Source organism: Tunicatimonas pelagia (assembly GCF_030506325.1).
GTDB lineage: Bacteria > Bacteroidota > Bacteroidia > Cytophagales > Cyclobacteriaceae > Tunicatimonas > Tunicatimonas pelagia.
Genome location: NZ_CP120683.1, coordinates 2,196,541 through 2,216,249, shown reverse-complemented (window position 1 = coordinate 2,216,249; position 19,709 = coordinate 2,196,541). Strand labels below are relative to the sequence as shown.

Sequence of the window (19,709 nt, the reverse complement as noted above, 5' to 3'; positions counted from 1 at the left end):
TTATGGTGGAAATTGTTCCGTATGATGCGCTAGAGTCATCGTTCTACAAGTCTAAGGTAAACAACTTATTCTATTCGAGCCGATGGTTAGCCGTACTTCAAAAAACGTACGGATATCAGTGGTTCACCGCCTGGGATACCAGTAGTGAATATTTTATTTTGTTCACAGTGATCGACAATCTAACGGGTAGGAAAATTATTAGCTTACCCTTTTCCGATTATACGCCAGTTAACCCATCCAACCGGGAATCGCTACCCAACATTGTTCTGGCACTGCGAGAAAAATACCCTCACCACCAAATCGTTCTTAAGACCGAACTAGCGGCTGATGATCCGGTAGCTGCTTCTTTGGGTAAACCTACTCGCCACGCGATTTACCACCGAATCGATACTAGCAATCCTTCTCAAATTACTCAGTCATCGTCTTTTCGGCGAGGAGTACGGAAAGCCAAAAAAGCAGAAGTTACTACTGAAGTCAGGACCGATGAGGCCGCTCTAAGTACATTTTATCAGATGTATCATCAACTTCGGCTTGAGAAGTTTAACAGCATTCCTCAACCCTACGGATTCTTCCAAAACATTTACCAGACATTTATTGAAGCGGAGCATGTGTTTGTTTTACAAGCTTCGCGACAGCAGCAAGTGATTGCCAGTATTATTGTGCTCCGGCATCAAGCTACGCTCTACTATAAATTTGGCTGTTCAGCTTCTGACTCTCTAGGGTATCGTCCCAATAACCTTTTGTTTCATCGGCTTATTGAAATTGCGGTAGAAAAAAAGTGCCACACAATTGATTTAGGACTTAGCGGAACCGGACCGTCCTACGAAGGGCTCCGACGCTTCAAAGAAAGCATAGGCGGGGTTCAGCATCCAATTACCTACTTTACATTAACTCCAGATGAGTACGACGAACGTACTGAGAAAGAAAGTAAAGCACTACTAACGGCACTGACCCAAACGATAGTTAATCAAAAACTGGAAGTAGAAGCCACTAGTGAACTAAGTTCCGTCATCTATCCCTATTTCGCGTGAGGTTTGTAATTGTAGGAAATAACGACGGGCCACTCACCTTACTTCAATCTTTGCAAGGCACCAACCTAAGTCCGGTAGTAATTGGATTGCAGAAGAACGTAGATTCCCAGTTACTAGAGCAGTACGAGCAGTACGTTTCATCCGATCGCTTATTGGTTGGCTTCAACCAAGCAAAACTAGCGGATTGGCTAGCTGGCTACTCGATAACGTATTTGATTAACTGCTTTTGCAATTTCAAGTTTACTACCCTACTAGACCGCTACCAAGTACTCAACGTACATTTGGCCCCTCTACCGCGCTACCGGGGTCGTCATCCATTGCCCTGGGCACTCATTAATGGCGAAAAAACCTTCGGAATAACCATTCACCAGATGACCAACGAGATTGACGGTGGCGATATTTATTGGCAGAAAGAAATTCCGATTGTCGAGGCAATGTCGGTACAGGATTTACGAACCAATCTTATGGAGCAACTGCGAGCCGGGTTTGGAACGTTTTTAACTGATTTTGCTGCTGATAGCATTACCTCTCAGCCCAACAACGATCAAGAAGCTACGTATGTTGCCCGTCGTTATCCCCAAGATAGTGAGCTTACCGAATGGCACGATCGTGATCTAATTATTCGTAAAGTAATGGCATTGCGCTCTACGAATGATCCCGCTTTTTTAAGTATAAATGATCAAACGGTAAAGGTTCATCGGGCTTCCTGGGGTTCTCGTGTGTATGTAGGGGTTGCCGCTCCTTTTGTTAGCCAGGTACAGACCGAGCAGGTGGAGATTGTTTGCCAAGATGGCCAAACTGTTTGGTTGAGCAATTTTGAACCAGAGAGCATATCTTTTAGCATTAACCAGAGAATTTAGTATGTCTATTCCTCTTATTGATTTAAAAGCGCAGTATAGTCGTATTCAGCCAGAAATTGATACGGCTATTCAGCAAACAATTTCTCAGACCGCTTTTATTGGCGGTGAATCGGTAGCCCAGTTTGAGCAGGAGTTTGGAGGTTACTTAGGCGCATCTCAGGTAGTTAGTTGCGGGAATGGTACTGATGCCTTAGAGATTATTTTGCGAACGCTGAACATTGGTTCCGGCGATGAAGTGCTAGTTCCTACTATGTCATGGGTGGCTACTTCGGAGGTAGTAGTAACCGCGGGGGCGACACCGGTTTTCGTAGATGTGAACCCAGGTACGTACACCATAAACCCGCAAGAAGCAGCACAAAAAATAACTGAGCGGACGAAGGCCATTATGCCGGTTCATTTATACGGTCACCCGGCTGATATGCCCGCAATTATGCAGCTTGCCGAAACGCATAAGCTGTGGGTAATTGAAGATTGCGCTCAGGCTCACGGAGCAACTATTAACGGAAAGAAAGCAGGTACCTGGGGTCATGCAGCAGGTTTTAGTTTTTTTCCTAGCAAAAACCTAGGCTGCTACGGCGATGGTGGGGCGATGGCTTTTCGAGAAGAGAAACACGCTGAACAGGCGCGTACAATTGCCCGTCATGGTCAGCAAACCCGCCATCACCACGTATTGCACGGACGAAATAGTCGGCTAGACGGACTACAAGCGGCAATTCTTCTGGCTAAATTACAGTATCTGGACCAGTGGCTGAGCGAAAAGCAACAAGTCGCCTATCAGTACACTGAAAGATTAGCGGAATTAGCCCCAATCGTCTGCCCCAGTGAACAGGCTGGCTATCAGCACGCTTGGCACCTGTACGTAATACGAACCTCGGAGCGAGACCAACTGAAGCAAATGTTGCAAAGGCAGGGTATTCAGACCGGAATTCATTATCCTACGGCACTACCTTTTCTGCCTTGCTACCAGGATTTGAACCATCAACCTGAAGACTTTCCGATTACCAGTCAGTACCAGCCGGAGATTCTATCGTTGCCCATGTATGCGGAATTGACCGAGTCCCAGGTAGATTTTATTTCGCAGACGATTGCTGATTTTTTTAACTGATGAAGCGAAAACTTATAAAATTTGATATTATTCATCCGCCCGAATACTTAGCACAGAAGAAAGGTGAATGGACTGACTTGTCAACTATATCTCGTAAGGAATATACCGATAGATTAATTCGGTTGCGGAGCAACTATTCCGATTTTTATACTTATCATCTCAACCAGACGAGTGATTGGGAAGCTGAAGAGTTTTTTTTATTAGATGACACCTTTCTGGAAAAAACAGCGCAAGAACTTTTCGGTTCAAATCATAGATTGATAAAGCAGTGGCACGGTCGTAAAAACGCTAAACTTAGGTTTAATCCCACTAAATGGCGCGACTACGTAATAGACCAATATATTCAGGAGGTTAAGCCTGATGTTATTTTTGTACGTTCTCAGCCAATGCCCAGTAGATTTTGGCAGAAGTACCGCCATAATACATTGCTTGTATCACGCCTTTCCGCTCGCTTACCTTTCAATTGGCATCCCAATCACTGGGATATGATTTATACTGACCAACCGGACTTTAAAACTTTTTTTGAGCTACACGGAGTGCCCACCATCATTAACGATCAAGGCTTTGATGCGCGAATTATTACTGAGCTGAAAATACGCGAAAAAAAGCACGAGGTGACTTTTGTGGGTGGCTTGGGAACGCAGAATTTTTCTAAGAGGACGAACTTCATTGATAGCATTGCCCAACAAGTTAATTTCAAGTGGTGGGGTTACTGGTGGAAGTACGGGGGCGATGGGAGAAGTATGGCAGAGTTTTCAGCGTTGCATCAGACCTTTCATGGGCTTACCTCAGGTTTGGAGATGTTTCAAATCTACAAAGACAGTAAAATTGTAATGAATGATTACGTGGATACAGCTAATGGTATTGGGTTTAATCAACGCATGTTTGAGGTAATGGGCTGCGGTGCCTTTCTGCTTACCCGAGAAGCCCCTAACTTCAAAAAGTTGTTCCCGGATAATGTTTTTACTACCTATAGTGATGAGCGAGATTTTTTAGATAAAGTGGCGTACTTCTTAACCCACGAGCAAGAAAGAGAAGAGATTGCACAAAATGCTCAAAAGTTTGTAGTAGAATACTACGACTATAGCAAGATTGTGAAGGAGTTCAATTATGATCTGACTAAAGCACTACGAGAAAATAAGCCGTCATAGATTCTTGAGGCGAAACGTTTTAGCTTGCCTACGTAAAGCAATAGATAAAAAATGCAAAATGAGAACGATATAACTTTCAGTGAAAATCGTAGCATGGACACATACTGTTTTTCTCTTTTCAACTTATGAAGTACCGAGTGTTTATAATGAGCAATTCTTCTCTCAATTCGATAGTTCAGAACCAAATATTGAAAGAAATTTCTTTTTGAGTTCGGGGTTAGAAATTTTGCTCTAAAGATTCTTAGATCATTAATTTTACTACGCGAAATTTCTGTATTGTGATAATACAGTGAGATGAAGCTTTGATTATGTTGGCGGTACACACTATATACTTGGCACGCGTAATAAATATTGCCGTGCTGAGATAAAAGTAGATGGAGAGCAGTATCAGCACTCATTACATCCCAAAACCAATCAGGAAATTCATCAAAGTAACTGTTTCGGTACATGACAGATGAAGTAGGAATAAACCACCCTTTAGAAAGAAGATCTTCTTGCGTGAAAGTACCGTTCTGATGAAGGTAATCTAACCTATTACTAAAGCGGTATTCTTCACGCGAATTATTGTCAAAAGTGATTTTTGCATCGTGAAAAGCGAGGGCATAGTTATGATTTTTGTCTAAAAAGTCTACTTGTTGCTGTAGTTTGTCTTCGCTAATCCAGTAATCATCCCCATCTAACAGGGCAACGTACTGCCCCCGGCAAGCGTATAGATTAGTGATATTGTTTAGCCTTCCTGGTACCCCCTGGTAGCGGTGGGGGTGCAATACCAACTGAATAACGTCTGGGTACTTCTGCTGATACGCTTGTAGTATCTGGCGGGTGCCATCGGAAGAACAATCGTCGCCAATAATGATTTCGTAGTGGAAAGTAACCCGCTGCTTGAGCACACTATCAATGGCCTGAGCGATGTATTTCTCGTGATTATACGTAATGATTGATACGCTGACCTTGGGGGGCATTGTGGTTAGCTTTTTTAGCTGCGACTGAAATAGCAAGACTTAGAGCGTGTTTGAACTTTATCCTTTAGTTTTCTGATGGCTGTTTTCCGCCCATACTTCGCCTTTTTTTCGGACGATAGCTTAGGCTATCCTCCTCAAAAAGAGTCTCGTCTGTCCGAAAAACACCTCATAATAAATTCTAAAAATAAAATCCAAACACGCTCTAACATTAAGTACTCTGTAACCAAATTTTAAAACCTAAGGGGCAATCTAGCTATTCCAGATGAAGCAGTAAAATATTTCCAATCAGCATAGATACATTTAAGTAAATAGTTAGCTGCTTTTGAATAGGACTTCTGCTTTCTGAGTAGAGAAGCATGGCGATAATAGTATTTTGCCAACCGTCTACTAAACGAAGCAGAGGAACGTACCTGCTTGAACTCTTTACGTAAAAGAATCATTTCCTCTATTCGCCTTAAATTGCCGTGCAGCGATTGGTTTTGTGTAGCACTAAAACTAGCTTGATTTTTTCGCCGAACACTTTTCAAATTGTGAAAATATCGGACTTTCCCGTGTTGAGAAATTAGTAGCTGTATAACATAGTCGGCACTATAAATATTCCAGAACCAGTTAGGGAACTCCCCCAAAAGCTTGTTCCGGTACATAATAGAAGATGTTTGCATGAACCATCGCTCGGCTACGTCCGAATGAGTGAATGATTCTTTCGCTTTCAAAAAATCGAACTCATCACTATGATTATAATCCGTAAAGGCATTCTCGTCGGAGGTAATTACAGCATCGTGAAAAGCGAGGGCATAGTTATGATTTTTGTCTAAAAAGTCTACTTGTTGCTGTAGTTTGTCTTCGCTAATCCAGTAATCATCCCCATCTAACAGGGCAACGTACTGTCCCCGGCAAGCGTATAGATTAGTGATATTGTTTAGCCTTCCTGGTACCCCCTGGTAGCGGTGGGGGTGCAATACCAACTGAATAACGTCTGGGTACTTCTGCTGATACGCTTGTAGTATCTGGCGGGTGCCATCGGAAGAACAATCGTCGCCAATAATGATTTCGTAGTGGAAAGTAACCCGCTGCTTGAGCACACTATCAATGGCCTGAGCGATGTATTTCTCGTGATTATACGTAATGATTGATACGCTGACCTTGGGGGTAATCCTCCAAGAATTGCCGCTTTTTGGCTGGTGAGGCACACTAACAATTAATGAATTTAGTGGCACAATGAGAAGCTATGAGCGTTTTGAAATAGGGGGTTCTCCTTATCTGCTTCATTCCACGAGGATGTATCCGTAATTTTTGCTGGAGTTTTGGAAAACGGAATAATCCGAAAATCAAAAGAAACCCGGCTTTTTCCGGTAGCGTTCACCACAGCTCCGTGCTCTAAGGAGGCTCCATTGAAGCGGGCAAACTGACCAATCTCTAATTCCATAGGATTAAAATCTTGTAAGCCTTCTTCACTTTCAATCCAAACGGTATTGGTATCGAACGCTTTAGTCTGGGGTACAAAATAATTGATCTCGGCAGTATTATGTCCGTAGTCACGATCCCGATGAAAGCGAGAAATTCCGGGAGTATCTAAAAATAGAATACGGTGGGTAGGCTTTTTTTGGTAAAGAATCGGCTCATCGTACTGTGGACGAATGACTTCTTGAACAAATCGCTCGTAGGTATTATAAAATTGCTTTCCCTCTTCTGAATTTAGGCAAGCATACAGTCGCTGATAGACTGAACTCTGCTCCATATTTTTGTAAAGCGAGTTTGCTTCAAACTTCTCACCGTTCAACGAAGCTCGCAGTTGTGAGAGGTCATCTGCTTCTAAATAGTCAGTGATAATCTCAGCAAAGTTGTACTCCTCCTGATCGTAGTCAAAAATAGTCGTCTTCATAAGCTATTCTTCATAGATGGCGTAGCCAATACCCGTTCGGCCAAACCCATTGCCATTGTAAAATAAATATTTCTTCCCGTGGTGTACCACCACGCAAGGGTACGTTTGCATGGTAGAGTCCCACCCCTGGTCTGAGTACTGAATACCAGCCTGATGATCCTTTCGTTCCCATTCAATGGCGTTTCTTGACTCAGCGTAGCCAATCCGATAGCTACCTGAACCGTCGCGGTAGTCAACACTGCCCCGGTAGGCGTACCACATCCGATAGATACCCTGCTCTTTTATTACGGTGGCTCTGGCGTTCGCTTCGTAGTCGTCGTGAGGGTGGATACAGGTAATATTTTTTCGTACCCAATCAATGCCGTTGATGGAGTGAGCGTACTTAATAATGTACAATGGTTCAGGCTTTTGGTCAATTACGGCGAACCCTGTACTGGAAGCGTACCACATATGCCACTGCTCGCTTTCTCGCATAATCCAAGGTGAAGCGGTGAAATAGGGTTCGTGCTGATTTCGGTCTACGATAGCTCCGTCGAACATTCGCTCAAACGTTTGCCCATTGTTATGGCTAACCGCAAGCCCGATGGCGTTACGGTAAGGAACCGAGCCGCTCGGGTTCCATCCTACGTAGTACAAATACAATCCCCGCTCGGTGGGGATCACGCAGCAGGGCATGATGCCACCATCGTCGAAGGTACCCAACTTTCCCAGTTCCATTATTGGGCTGTCGTGTAAGTACTTTACCCTGGATGGGTTGTTGGCGTCCACGTCAAGGAAGGTCAGAATACTTTGTCCCCGAGCATTACGCGGTGCGAAGAAAATCCGGAAAGTATCATCATCGAGTACGTGTACGGTAGGGACACAAGCGTGGGTCACCATCCAAGGATGGTTATGATCGGTAGAAAATATTATTCCTTTTTTTTGCCACATATTTATCCGCCACTTTTATGAGAGAGACTATCCAAATCAATGCTACGCTTACGCATTTTGGTAGAGCTTTGGCCCAAATGGATCTCAAATGGCTGGGTATCTTTGGTTATGTTGGCTCCCATGCCTACCAAGGTTGCTTTTGCCACGTGAGTTTCGTCCCGAATGGTGGCGTTCACACCCAGAAAGGTATGCTCGTCAATAGTACAGCAACCAGAAACTACCACGTGAGAGGTAATAAATACGTGGTCTTTGATAACTGAATGATGGCCAATATGATTCCCACTCCACAGCACACAATTATTACCAATAGTAACGAAGGGCTGAATAGTGTTGTCCTCAAAAATAAAGCAGTTATCACCGATAGTTAAATCGCCCCAAGTAGTAGCCTTGGAACTGACGTAGCTTACCAGTGTATAGCCCATCTCCTTAGCAGCTTCGTATTTTGCTCGGCGTAAGTAGCTCATCTGCTTAAAGCTAATAGGCAAAAACATCTGATAGCTATCGGGCGGAAAGTGCTGAGTGACTTCTTCAAAGGGCACCAAAGGTAAACCTTCGTATTCTGACTCCTTAGCGTAGGCTCGATCTACGGTGAACCCTACTACTTGGTGCGGGCTATCGTGCTTAAAGTAGAAGTGGGCTAAGCTCGCTAATTGACTATCACCGAAAATAACTATTTTATAGTTGGCTTGACTCATAGGTTGGTGTTTTGGTAATCAACTTGTATTGGAGCAGAAGCTTCTTAATTTCGGGCACTGAGCAGTGCATCAGTACGTCGATAATAGATAAATTAGCAATGAAGGTAGGCGCGGATTGCGAATACGTTATATCTAACGATTGCAGAAAACTAAGCTGAAGATTATTCTGCTGGAACGCTTCATGCTCGTATAGTTCCTTTCCTCCAATGGGGTTAACATATGCTGAGGCTTGTTGTAATTGGCAAATGGAAAGTATTTTATCCTGACCATCACCATCTCGATGATAGGGAAGGTCTGAAGAATAGGTGAAACCTAGGTTTAAACCCAGGTGCTTCGTTACCGTGATAATGCTATTGGCCGCCAGATCTGCAATAGAATCAACACTAGCATACAACACTTCGCTGACGAGGGCGTACGTTTCATTAAAAAAGGGACTCTCTTGGTAAGATTGATTTAGCGTTGTTAAAAACTTCTTGCGCCAACGAGGGTATTCAACCGGATGAAGTAGGGTGTCCAAAATGGCTTTATTCTGACTAGCCTGTTGCAATGGCACCGTAAAGCGATAGGGCTTTTGTTGTACGGCTATTGTGTTCCGATGAATCCACCCCTTCTTTATAAAATTAACATCGTTGAAGAAGATAAACCGATCTGCTGATGCTACCAATTGGTAATATCCTAAATAAGGAAAGATATAGGGTTGCATCACGGCTATTTGCATCGCTAAAATAGTTGTTTGATGACCGACGCTACGAGCACTGCTTCATCCTCTTTCAGCGTATTGTGTAGCGGAAGGCACAGTACTCGCTGAACAATATCTTCAGCCACTGGGCAAGGCGAGCCTTGGTGGTAAGGCAGTTGGTTCAGAGCCGGATAAAAGTAACGTCGGGGAAAAATACCCTGTTCCTCTAAGCCTTGCTTGATGCGTTGCATAGTGTTGTAATCCTCAAGTATTATCGGAAAGTAGGCATAGTTGTACGATAAGGAATCACTTGGCTGTAGTGTTCTTATGGGAAGTTCTTTAAGCTGTTCCTGATATAGCTCTGACAACTGCTTTCGCTGTAGAATAGCTTCACCTATCCGGGGAAGATTGCACAACCCCATAGCTGCATGAAATTCTGAATTCTTGCCGTTAATACCAATCCGGTAGTGCTCATCACCTCGGTGGCCGAAAGCTTTGGACAAGAACACGCGCTCGTCTACCTCTGGCTCATTAGTTATTACAGCCCCCCCCTCTACCGTATGAAATACTTTGGTAGCGTGAAAGCTAATGGTAGAAATATCGCCGTATTGGTAAATAGGAGTACCATTTATTTTAACTCCAAAAGCATGGGCACCATCGTAAATGACTTTCAGATTATGTTTTTTAGCAATCCGGTCAATTGCTGCCACATCACAGGGATAGCCGTATACATGGGTAGCCAAAATAGCAGTTGTCTGTTCATCAATGTGCTCCTCAATTAAGTTAGGATCGATACATAACGTTTCAGGGTGAATATCAACGAAAACCGGTTGGCAGTTTTCCCAGTGTATTACACTCGATGTAGCTACGTAGGAGTAGGGTGTTGTTAAGATTTTCCCTTTTAATTTCAGTGCATTTAAAGCCAACTGTAGAGCCACCGTACCATTATTCACATACTGTAGATAAGATACTCCTAAAAATTGCTTTAAGTGATTCTCTAGCTGTTGAACCAGACGACCATTATTGGTGACCCATCCTTCTTCCCATATTTCTCTTACGTACGATAGGTATTCGTCCAGAGGGGGTAGGTAAGTTTTAGTGACGTGTAGATTTGTTTTTGGAACAATCAAAATATTGTTATTATAAAAAATATCATATAAAATTAAGTTTAATATGATAAAAAGACAAAAAATTATTTAAAATAGTTAATAATACTTATAAAGTATTTTCTATTCAATATAAAACTACTTGCGAAGATATAAAGCTAGGGGTATCAATATACTATAATAATCGCATAATCTTATTTAGCTCATCTACATTAAGATAAAAACAGAAATTGACTATCAGTGATCTACCGATAGGTAAAAACGTCCTAGAGAGATAAAGATATAACAATAGATGGGGGCAGACAGTGATTGCTATATTGTAAAGTACGGTTAGCAAATTGCTAAGAATCTCGCTTGAGTAGCAGCCAGTATTTTGATAAGTAATTTTTATTACTACATTTGTAGTAATTATACTTTATTGGTAGTAAATATTGTCCGTGCTAAAGCCTACTTCACCATCTGAAAGAATTAATTCCCTTGACTTTTTACGAGGGATTGCGTTGCTAGGCATCTTGATCATTAACATTGAGTCTTTTTCCTATCCCGACCCTTGGAACCCATACAAATATGGTTTCGCTAGTGAGACTGACCATCTCGTTCGTTTTTGGGTATTCTTTCTAGCCCAAGGTAAATTCTTTAGTATGTTTACCTTACTGTTTGGAGTGGGCTTCTATGTTTTCTTAGAAAGAATGGAGCGTAAAGATCTGGGGTTGAAGGCAATGGATATTTATGCCCGACGGCTACTTTGGCTATTTTTGTTTGGCTTGGCTCACGCTTATCTTATCTGGAACGGTGACGTTTTGTATCACTACGCTGCCTGCGGTTTTTTTCTGTTCCCTCTTCGTTCATTTAAGGTAAATCAGCTCGTAATGGTGGTGTTCTTATTTGCTGGAATACTGCTTTACAACTCCTACAAACGTGCGAGTAAGACGAAAGAACAATTCCATCAATATACCCAGGCAGTTGAGTTAGCTGAGGAAGAACGAACTGAAGAAGATCAGAAAAGAATAAAAATCTGGGAGAAAAGAACTCAGCCCGGTGAGGCAGACCGTTCTAATATAGATATACCGCGAACGACGCTTTATCAAAGCTGGCTAGCCAATGCCGAACACACGAAAGTCCATAAAGGTGCTGTCTTTTACCAGGGCATACTGTTCCGCACGCTCCTGATGATGGTCCTTGGAATAATACTGTACAAATTGGGCGTGTTTCACGATTATCGCTCGGTAAAATATTACTGGCCCATTACGCTAGTTATTTTGGCTGCTGCACTAACGATGAATTATTTCCGGTACTATCACTGGACATTTGAGTATTTCGAGCCCGTGAAAAGTCTAGGGCAGAGCTGGTTATTTACTTTTCCCAAAGAGACTTTAGGGCTAGCGTATATTCTGTTACTCAATGGTTTGTATCAAAAGTATTTGAAGAGATTTGCAGCAAACCTTATTTCCTATGTCGGACGAATGGCTCTCAGCAACTATATACTGCAAAGCATTATTTGCGGGCTAATCTTCTACGGCTATGGACTGGGAAAGTATAATCAGTATTCACGCGCTGAACTACTACTGTTTGTAATAATCATTTGGCTGCTTCAACTCAGTATCAGTTGGTTTTGGATGAGAAAATTCGCTCAAGGCCCGTTGGAAAAGCTATGGCGCAAACTTACCTATCAACCATTTCAGTAAAAGCAGCACTAAAATTTTGAATGAGTTTATGATGAAAAAACTAACCAAAGCCGAAGAGCAACTGATGAACTACCTCTGGAAGCTGGAGAAGGCCTATATGAAAGATCTGGTAGAGGCATTTCCTGAGCCTAAACCCGCCTACACCACTATTGCTACTTTACTTACCCGCATGATCAATAAGGAATTGGTAGGATTTATCCAGCGGGGTAAGGTGCGAGAGTACTTCCCGAAATTGAAGAAGGGAGAATATATGAAGAGCCACTTCAACCAGATCGTTCAGAACTTCTTCAATAATTCTCCGGCTCAGTTTGCTTCCTTCTTCACCGCTAAAGCTGATTTGTCGCTCGAGGAATTAGAAGAGCTACGGGGTATTATTCAGGAACAAATTGAGGAAAAGAAGAAACAATGATTTTTTACTTACTTAAAGCCACCATCAGCCTGGCGTTGCTACTGGGTTGCTACCATCTTTTCTTCCAAAAGGATAAGTGGTTTCTGTTTAATCGGTTCTATTTGCTGGGGTCAATCATTTTCTCGCTACTTATTCCGTTGGCTGCGCTACCAGATTTATTTCAAGCCACTTATTTTGACGATAGCCACCTTCAGTTTACTGCCAAAGCTTTAGAGTTTCCGGCAGTTACAGAAAACACTGGCGCATCTTCCTCCGTCCAGTCGTCTGAGTTCAGCTTAGCTTATCTACTGTACTTGGTTTACGGAATCGGCGTGCTGGGAATGACTTTTCGCTTTACTAAAAATCTTTGGGCAATGTACCGCTTACTGGCAAATGCAGAGCACCATACTAACGGCGAAACACTACTTCGCTTAGTGAAAGAACCCATAGCTCCGTTTAGTTTCGGTCGTTATGTCGTTGCAAACCAGGATGAATATTTACAAGGCGGTATTCCCCAAGATATTATTCGGCACGAATCGCTTCACGTTCGTCACAGGCATACGCTAGATATTTTATTCATGGAGCTAGTCTTGATTTTCGGCTGGTTTCATCCGCTGCTGTGGGCGTATCGTCGGGCACTAGTGGCTAATCATGAGTTTTGCGCTGATAACTACGTAATCAGCCAGACATCTGAGGCTTCGGCTTATAGTCATACATTATTAGATTTTATGCACCATCGCTCTTACCCCCATCTGGGTAGTGGTTTTCATTATTCTTTAACTAAACACCGAATTATTATGATGCAACGCACTGTTTCTTCCCCCGTGGCTTTCGCCAGTAAGCTAGGATTTACCGCACTAGCGGCAGTAGGCTTATTCGTAATGACTGCCTTCACGGCTCAGTTAAATCAATCGACGTACTATCCAGACGGCTCGGTATTTACCGTAGTAATTGATGCTGGGCACGGTGGGGCAGATGCTGGAACTACCAATGGGCAACTAGAAGAAAAAGATGTAGTATTAGCGATTGCCCAAGCGATGGATGAACTGGTTTCAACTTCTTCGGTTCGGTTAATTTACACCCGCGAAGGCGACAATGCTATTTCTTTAGCCGACCGGGTGGAAGTGGCTAATCAGAGTAATGCCGATTTGTTTCTCTCACTGCACATCAATCAGCACGATGACGAAGCACAACAGGGTTTAGAGGCTTATTATTCGACGCAAAATGCTCAGAGTGACCTGTCAGAAAAATATAGCCAGCAGTTTATTCAAAACATCACGCTCACCAAAGCTGGAAAAAGCGCAGTGAAACAAGCTGATTTTCTCGTGCTGAAAAATACTCCATGCCCATCGGTGCTACTTAACTTAGGTTTTCTGTCTAACCCTCAGGAGTCAGCCTTTTTAGAGTCCGAAAAGAATCAGCGACGATTGGCGTCTCAAATCGTACAAACGATCAATGAGATTCAAGAGAAATAATTCTATATTTGTAACCATGTGTAATGTTTACAAATTTGGTTATTTATGAAAGAGTACTACACCATTACGGAAGTTGCCGACCTACTAGGAAAAAGTAAAGAGACACTACGGCGATGGGACAGAGATGGTAAGCTGCCAGCCATGCGGGAGCCGATGAGTAACTATCGTGTTTATCGAAAGGAACAACTCGGAGTTTTTGAGGAGTTAAACTCCTTATTTGGCTCCTCAGATACCCACAACTTCACCCAGCCTAAGCATAATTATTCAGTATTAGAACTATTTGCTGGGGCAGGAGGATTAGCTATTGGCTTAGAAAAAGCTGGGCTAAAATGTGTTGCTCTTAATGAAATTGACCATTGGGCGGCTGAAACTCTCAGAATAAACCGACCAAAGTGGAGGGTTATTGAGGATGATATTAAAAACGTCGATTTTGCCCGCTATGCTGGGAAGGTTGACGTAGTAACTGGTGGTTTCCCTTGTCAGGCATTTAGCTACGCCGGAAAAAAGCTAGGTTTTAACGATGCTCGGGGCACGCTATTCTATGAATTTGCCCGGGCAGTCAATGAAACTAAACCTTTAATTTGTGTGGGCGAAAACGTCCGTGGCCTGTTAAATCATGATAATGGGCGGACGATAGAAGGCATGAAGTCAGTTTTGGATGAAATTGGTTACCGACCTCTTGAGCCGCGAATACTTAAAGCAATATTTTATCAAGTACCCCAAAAACGGGAGCGATTAATCCTGATTGGGATTAGAAAAGATATTGATATAGCGTTTGAGTTTCCTAGACCGCACAAGAAAATATATAACTTATCAGACGCCCTAAAGGCTGGGGAGTTATTTTCCACTGATGTTCCCAAATCAGAAGGCTCTGCCTACCCAAAAAGAAAGAAAGAGATTTTAGACTTAGTACCTCCTGGTGGCTATTGGCGTGACCTCCCTTTAGACCTTCAGAAAGAGTATATGCAAAAGAGCTTTTATCTGGGTGGGGGAAAAACGGGAATGGCCAGAAGAATAAGTTGGGACGAACCGTCGTTAACTCTTACTTGTAGTCCGGCACAAAAGCAAACGGAAAGATGCCATCCTGATGAAACCAGACCATTTACGGTCAGGGAATATGCCCGAATACAAACCTTCCCTGATGAGTGGAAATTTGCTGGTTCGGTAAGCAATCAGTATAAACAAATTGGGAATGCTGTGCCCGTAAATCTGGGAAGGGAGTTAGGTTACTCTGTTGTTGAATTCTTAAATAAAGTTTACCAAGAGTATGGCATAAAAGATAAAGCAGCCAATTTTGATCAGATGGAACTGGCTTTTGAGTAGTTTTAGAGCAAATATTTTACAATAAAATGTATGGCGTACCTGACTTGGATCAGCGATCAAGATTTACAAACGAGCGTACAGCAGTTACTTACAGTTGCTCAAATTACACAAGACAAAGCCCGGACAAGTTTTAACAAAAATGTCATCGATCCTTTCTCAGCCATCTTCCAAATTGCTGGATTCAATACTGATTATGACAAGTGGGTGTTAGGAGAGTATGCCCGACAATCCCAGAAAACCCTGCAGAATCATATTGGAGAATTTCATCAGACCATTTTAGGGTATGTAGTAGGGTGGGAGAATTTAAAGACCGGAAATGTGATGGATCTTTTGTCTGATGATCGGAAAATATTAGCTGAGATAAAAAATAAACATAATACAGTGAAAGGCTCCAATCTTTCTGACCTATACAAATCAATGGAAAGTCAGGTAATGCCAAAAGCGAGCCGCTACCGCGATTACACCGCTTATTATGTTACTATTATTCCAAAAAAGCCTGAGAGGTTCAACAAGCCATTCACTCCGTCCGATGGTAAAACGGGAGCCAAGTTACCTGAAAACGAAAAGATAAGAATAATAGATGGTGCAAGTTTTTACAGTATGGTGACTGGAGAAAATAATGCGTTAGAACAATTATTCAATGTACTTCCTGATGTGATAAGGGTGTGCTCAGGGCTAGAACTATCCGGTCGAGATATTTATAAGCTGAAAGTATTCTTTAGTTCGGCCTACGGAGCTTCATAAGTAAGGGTATATTAGAAGAGCGAGCAACACTAATTTTTACCCATTTTTGAATAATCTTAACTTAACGCAGGTTTATCTCGACTATGGAAACTTTCATTTACAACCTTTGCATATTCATACTTATTCTATACAGCGTAGCTTGTGGTCCGACTCAGCCTGCCATCGCTGAAAATACTCCTGACCCGAAAGACAGTTCACCGGAAGCTTACAATGTGGCTTTATTAATTATGGATGGAGTGTACAATACCGAGCTGACTGCACCTTACGATATTTTCCAGCATACCATTTTCCGCGAGGGCATTAAACCCATGCGGGTATTTACAGTCGCCAATACCACCGAAGTAATCACCACCTTTGAAGGAATGCGGATTCTGCCAGATTATAATTATCTTGAAGGTGACATTCCTCCCATTGATATTCTGGTCGTGCCCAGTGCCGAGCATCATCTGGATACTGATTTGGAAGATGAAGCTATGCTGAATTTTGTGCGTAAAACATCTGAAAACGCCCAATTCGTTACTTCTCATTGCGACGGAGCATTTGTACTGGCCAAAACCGGAATTTTGGAAGGTCATGCTTCCACCACATTTCCGAGCGATGTTGATGCTTACCGGCAGATGTTCCCTCAACTGGAAGTACACGAAAATGTGCTTTTTGTACACGACGGTAAATTCATCACCTCGGCGGGAGGAGCCAAATCCTTTGAAGCCGCCCTCTATCTTTGCGAGTATCTTTACGGAAAACAAGTGGCGGAAAGTCTGGCTCAAGGTTTAGTAATTGATTGGGATTTATCCACTGTTCCGCACTTAGTGGTAGATGCTGATTTATAAATAGCGCGATTAATTTGTGTATAGGTTAGAATAAATTTCTGTTTTCGTAGATGCTAAATCGCAGAGTTACGTTCGTTTTCTATGGAGGCTAGAAAAATAGTATTCAGTTGCTTCTTCTTGCTCGCAACCTTTCTGTCAGCTAGTACTACCTCTGCCCAATCAACGTACCCCGACACACTTCGTCGGGATCGGCTTCGTGGTGTTATTTTGGCGGAGTCTGTGTTTTATGCGGCGGGGTTATCCTACTTGCAGTTTGTGTGGTACCGTAACCACGAATCGGTTCCCTTTCATTGGTACAACGATAATGCTGGTTGGCTCCAGCTAGACAAAGCCGGGCATACGTATGCCGCTTATTTCGAAAGCGAGATAGGTTACCATGCTTTGCGTTGGGCCGGAGTATCTCATAAAAAATCATTATGGTACGGCGGCATGTTGGGCTTGGTTTTACAAACCCCTATCGAAGTATTCGATGGTTTGTACGAAGGTTACGGGTTTTCTTGGGGCGACATGATTGCTAATGCAGCCGGCTCTGCTTTATTCATTACGCAACAAGCTTGGCTGGGAGAACAAGCCGTGCGAATGAAGTTCTCTTATTCGCCTTCCAGTTACGCTCAGTACCGCCCGTGGGTGCTGGGTGAGACACACGGCGAACGCTTTTTTCAAGATTACAACGGACACACTTACTGGTTATCAGCCAACCTAAAATCTATATTTCGCTCATCGCGCTTACCTCCGTGGCTAAACGTGGCGTGGGGCTACAGTGGCAACGGAATGCTAGCTGAATTTCGTAATCCCGAAGTGTCACGAGGAATACAAATGCCTGACTTAGTGCGCCATCGGCAGTACTTCTTATCGGTAGATGTTGACCTGACTAAACTAAATGTGGCCAACCCTTACCTGCGGAAAGTTCTAGGGGTACTCAATTACATTAAAATTCCCGCACCAGCCCTGGAGTACAACCGCGTAGATGGATTTAAGGTACGGGCACTGTATTTTTAGCCAGGGCAGAATACAAACAGAAACAGCATTTTCACCAGTCTTATACTCTATGGCTACGAGGAAAAAGTACACTAGACTACTCAAGCCAAGCGAAATTGTGTAGTTTTGCTAATTAGAAAATACACAACATCACCAAACGTATAGATTATGGGTTACAATTTATTAGCTGGAAAAAAGGGAATTATCTTTGGCGCACTCGACGAAAACTCTATTGCCTGGAAAGTAGCACTGAAAGCCCGGGAAGAAGGAGCTTCTTTTACATTAACGAACGCCCCCGTAGCCCTGCGGATGGGCAAAATTAACGAGTTAGCCGAACAGTGCGATGCCAAAGTGCTACCGGCTGACGCCACCTCATTGGAAGATCTAGAGAAACTATTGCAGGATTCTACCGAAGTTTTAGATGGCAAGCTGGACTTTATCCTGCACTCTATTGGCATGAGCCCTAATGTTCGGAAAGGTCGGGAATACGGTAACTTGAACTACGACTGGTTTCTAAAAACTCTCGATATTTCTGGTTTGTCTTTCCACAAAGTGATGCAGGTAGCTGAGAAGATGGACGTAGTGAATGAGTGGGGTTCTATTGTTGCCCTAAGCTATATTGCTTCCCAACGCAACTTTCCTGACTACGGCGACATGGCCCAGGCCAAAGCAGTGTTAGAATCTATTGCCCGTAGCTACGGTGCCCGCTTAGCTCGTCTGAAAAACATCCGGGTGAATACCGTTTCGCAGTCACCTACCAAAACTACGGCGGGCATAGGTATATCAGGATTTGACGTATTTTTTGACTACGCCGATAAAATGTCACCGCTTGGTAATGCTTCCGGTGATGATTGTGCCAATTACGTTATTACGCTTTTCTCCGATCTTACCCGTATGGTTACCATGCAGAACCTGATGCACGACGGAGGTTTCTCTTCCGCCGGTATCAGTGAGGCCATTATTGAAGAAATGAGCAAATAAAAATACAGAGTCCGGATAGCGGAGCGGTTCCCCGCTGGGACCGGAATCCGGTTTCCAGACTCCGGTTTTCGGTTTCCAGATATGGTAGTTTTCCCCAATGCTAAGATCAATTTAGGCTTACACGTTGTAAGTAAGCGGGAGGATGGCTATCATAACATTGAAACCTGCTTCGTGCCCATTCCGCTACGGGATATTCTGGAGGTAATTGAAAGTAAAGCCTTTCAGTTTACTACTTCGGGATTATCAATTCCAGGAAAGCCCGAAGATAATCTGTGCGTGCGGGCTTATGAGTTGTTACAAACTGACTTTGACCTGCCGCCAGTTCAAATTCATTTACATAAAATAATCCCGATGGGCGGCGGGTTAGGTGGCGGTTCATCCAACGCTTCTTTTTTACTCCGAAGCCTGAATGAGCTGTTTTCTTTGTCACTCACTGATGATCGGCTGGAAGGTTACGCTAGCCAGTTGGGTAGCGATTGTCCGTTTTTTATTCGGAATCAACCAGTGTTAGCCAGTGGAACGGGTAACGAGTTTCAGGAAATATCACTGGATCTAAGTGGGAAGCACATCGTGTTAGTATTTCCGGATATTTCAGTATCTACCGCCGAAGCCTACGCTAAAGTAGTTCCCCGGCAGGTAAATCCCTCCATGCCGTCAGCATCACTCCATGAGCTGATAAAACAATCGGCTGAGAAATGGACAGATAATCTAGCGAATGACTTTGAAGCATCGGTATTCGCTCGGTATCCGGTGCTAGAAGATATTAAAAAGCAACTTTACGATGCCGGAGCGTTCTACGCTAGCATGAGTGGTTCTGGTTCTACCATGTATGGTTTGTTCCCACAAGCCCCGGACATTAGCGATTTGAGTCGCACATACTCAGTATGGCAGAGCAAGTTGTAGA

The 19,709-nt window shown here is 43.2% G+C and carries 20 protein-coding genes; 13 read left to right on the top strand and 7 right to left on the bottom strand.

Annotated features, from left to right (window positions below):
• The first annotated feature begins 2 nt into the window (after nucleotides 1-2).
• From P0M28_RS09280 to P0M28_RS09265, 4 genes are read left to right on the top strand one after another with little or no spacing between them, the layout of a single operon-like run.
• Nucleotides 3-1,031 carry a GNAT family N-acetyltransferase gene (locus P0M28_RS09280; protein ID WP_302209570.1) on the top strand — a complete coding sequence of 343 codons (1,029 nt, stop codon included), beginning with the start codon at nucleotides 3-5 and terminating at the stop codon, nucleotides 1,029-1,031.
• Nucleotides 1,028-1,891 carry a formyltransferase family protein gene (locus tag P0M28_RS09275; RefSeq protein WP_302209568.1) on the top strand — a complete coding sequence of 288 codons (864 nt, stop codon included), beginning with the start codon at nucleotides 1,028-1,030 and terminating at the stop codon, nucleotides 1,889-1,891. The genes P0M28_RS09280 and P0M28_RS09275 overlap by 4 nt, the downstream gene beginning before the upstream one ends.
• A gap of 1 nt (nucleotide 1,892) precedes the next feature.
• Entirely contained in the window at nucleotides 1,893-2,996 is a 1,104-nt protein-coding gene (locus tag P0M28_RS09270) for a DegT/DnrJ/EryC1/StrS family aminotransferase (RefSeq protein WP_302209567.1), read from the top strand.
• Nucleotides 2,996-4,147 carry a glycosyltransferase family protein gene (locus tag P0M28_RS09265; protein ID WP_302209566.1) on the top strand — a complete coding sequence of 384 codons (1,152 nt, stop codon included), beginning with the start codon at nucleotides 2,996-2,998 and terminating at the stop codon, nucleotides 4,145-4,147. The genes P0M28_RS09270 and P0M28_RS09265 overlap by 1 nt, the downstream gene beginning before the upstream one ends.
• Here P0M28_RS09265 and P0M28_RS09260 read toward each other — a convergent pair.
• From P0M28_RS09260 to P0M28_RS09230, 7 genes are all read right to left on the bottom strand, one after another.
• A complete protein-coding gene (locus P0M28_RS09260; protein WP_302209565.1) occupies nucleotides 4,105-5,109 on the bottom strand; it encodes a glycosyltransferase family 2 protein in 1,005 nt (334 codons plus the stop codon). The genes P0M28_RS09265 and P0M28_RS09260 overlap by 43 nt on opposite strands.
• 230 nt (nucleotides 5,110-5,339) lie before the next feature.
• Complete coding sequence (locus P0M28_RS09255; RefSeq protein WP_302209564.1) at nucleotides 5,340-6,326, bottom strand: glycosyltransferase family 2 protein; 987 nt, start codon at nucleotides 6,324-6,326, stop codon at nucleotides 5,340-5,342.
• Entirely contained in the window at nucleotides 6,317-6,991 is a 675-nt protein-coding gene (locus tag P0M28_RS09250) for a hypothetical protein (RefSeq protein ID WP_302209563.1), read from the bottom strand. Before P0M28_RS09250 ends, P0M28_RS09255 begins: the two co-directional genes overlap by 10 nt.
• 3 nt (nucleotides 6,992-6,994) lie before the next feature.
• Nucleotides 6,995-7,921: a hypothetical protein gene (locus P0M28_RS09245; protein ID WP_302209562.1), complete on the bottom strand. Its 927-nt coding sequence runs from the start codon at nucleotides 7,919-7,921 to the stop codon at nucleotides 6,995-6,997.
• A gap of 2 nt (nucleotides 7,922-7,923) precedes the next feature.
• Entirely contained in the window at nucleotides 7,924-8,616 is a 693-nt protein-coding gene (locus P0M28_RS09240) for an acetyltransferase (protein WP_302209561.1), read from the bottom strand.
• Nucleotides 8,597-9,334 (bottom strand): WbqC family protein, encoded by a 738-nt coding sequence (locus P0M28_RS09235; RefSeq protein WP_302209560.1) that lies wholly within the window; start codon nucleotides 9,332-9,334, stop codon nucleotides 8,597-8,599. The genes P0M28_RS09240 and P0M28_RS09235 overlap by 20 nt, the downstream gene beginning before the upstream one ends.
• 2 nt (nucleotides 9,335-9,336) lie before the next feature.
• Nucleotides 9,337-10,425, bottom strand: a complete 1,089-nt coding sequence (locus tag P0M28_RS09230) for a DegT/DnrJ/EryC1/StrS family aminotransferase (RefSeq protein WP_302209559.1) — start codon at nucleotides 10,423-10,425, stop codon at nucleotides 9,337-9,339.
• A 617-nt stretch (nucleotides 10,426-11,042) separates the two neighbouring features.
• On the opposite strand from P0M28_RS09230, the gene P0M28_RS09225 reads away from it, so the two are divergent.
• The 9 genes from P0M28_RS09225 to ispE all read left to right on the top strand — a co-directional run bounded on the left by P0M28_RS09225 (nucleotide 11,043) and on the right by ispE (nucleotide 19,708).
• A complete protein-coding gene (locus tag P0M28_RS09225) occupies nucleotides 11,043-12,086 on the top strand; it encodes a DUF418 domain-containing protein (protein WP_302209557.1) in 1,044 nt (347 codons plus the stop codon).
• A gap of 28 nt (nucleotides 12,087-12,114) precedes the next feature.
• Nucleotides 12,115-12,495 carry a BlaI/MecI/CopY family transcriptional regulator gene (locus P0M28_RS09220; RefSeq protein WP_367281907.1) on the top strand — a complete coding sequence of 127 codons (381 nt, stop codon included), beginning with the start codon at nucleotides 12,115-12,117 and terminating at the stop codon, nucleotides 12,493-12,495.
• On the top strand, nucleotides 12,492-13,949 hold the full coding sequence (locus P0M28_RS09215; protein WP_302209556.1) for an N-acetylmuramoyl-L-alanine amidase: 1,458 nt from the start codon (nucleotides 12,492-12,494) through the stop codon (nucleotides 13,947-13,949). Before P0M28_RS09220 ends, P0M28_RS09215 begins: the two co-directional genes overlap by 4 nt.
• 45 nt (nucleotides 13,950-13,994) lie before the next feature.
• Nucleotides 13,995-15,272 carry a DNA (cytosine-5-)-methyltransferase gene (gene dcm, locus P0M28_RS09210; protein ID WP_302209555.1) on the top strand — a complete coding sequence of 426 codons (1,278 nt, stop codon included), beginning with the start codon at nucleotides 13,995-13,997 and terminating at the stop codon, nucleotides 15,270-15,272.
• A 30-nt stretch (nucleotides 15,273-15,302) separates the two neighbouring features.
• Nucleotides 15,303-16,016: an Eco47II family restriction endonuclease gene (locus P0M28_RS09205; RefSeq protein WP_302209553.1), complete on the top strand. Its 714-nt coding sequence runs from the start codon at nucleotides 15,303-15,305 to the stop codon at nucleotides 16,014-16,016.
• Between the two features lie 83 nt (nucleotides 16,017-16,099).
• Nucleotides 16,100-16,846, top strand: a complete 747-nt coding sequence (locus tag P0M28_RS09200) for a DJ-1/PfpI family protein (RefSeq protein WP_302209552.1) — start codon at nucleotides 16,100-16,102, stop codon at nucleotides 16,844-16,846.
• Between the two features lie 81 nt (nucleotides 16,847-16,927).
• The gene (locus P0M28_RS09195) at nucleotides 16,928-17,845 is read left to right on the top strand and encodes a DUF2279 domain-containing protein (protein ID WP_302209550.1); all 918 of its coding nucleotides are present in this window, start codon (nucleotides 16,928-16,930) and stop codon (nucleotides 17,843-17,845) included.
• 147 nt (nucleotides 17,846-17,992) lie between these two features.
• Nucleotides 17,993-18,805, top strand: coding sequence for an enoyl-ACP reductase FabI (locus tag P0M28_RS09190; RefSeq protein WP_302209548.1), 813 nt, complete (start codon nucleotides 17,993-17,995; stop codon nucleotides 18,803-18,805).
• Nucleotides 18,806-18,886: 81 nt separating this feature from the next.
• Nucleotides 18,887-19,708, top strand: a complete 822-nt coding sequence (gene ispE / locus P0M28_RS09185) for a 4-(cytidine 5'-diphospho)-2-C-methyl-D-erythritol kinase (RefSeq protein WP_302209546.1) — start codon at nucleotides 18,887-18,889, stop codon at nucleotides 19,706-19,708.
• Nucleotide 19,709 lies beyond the last annotated feature (1 nt).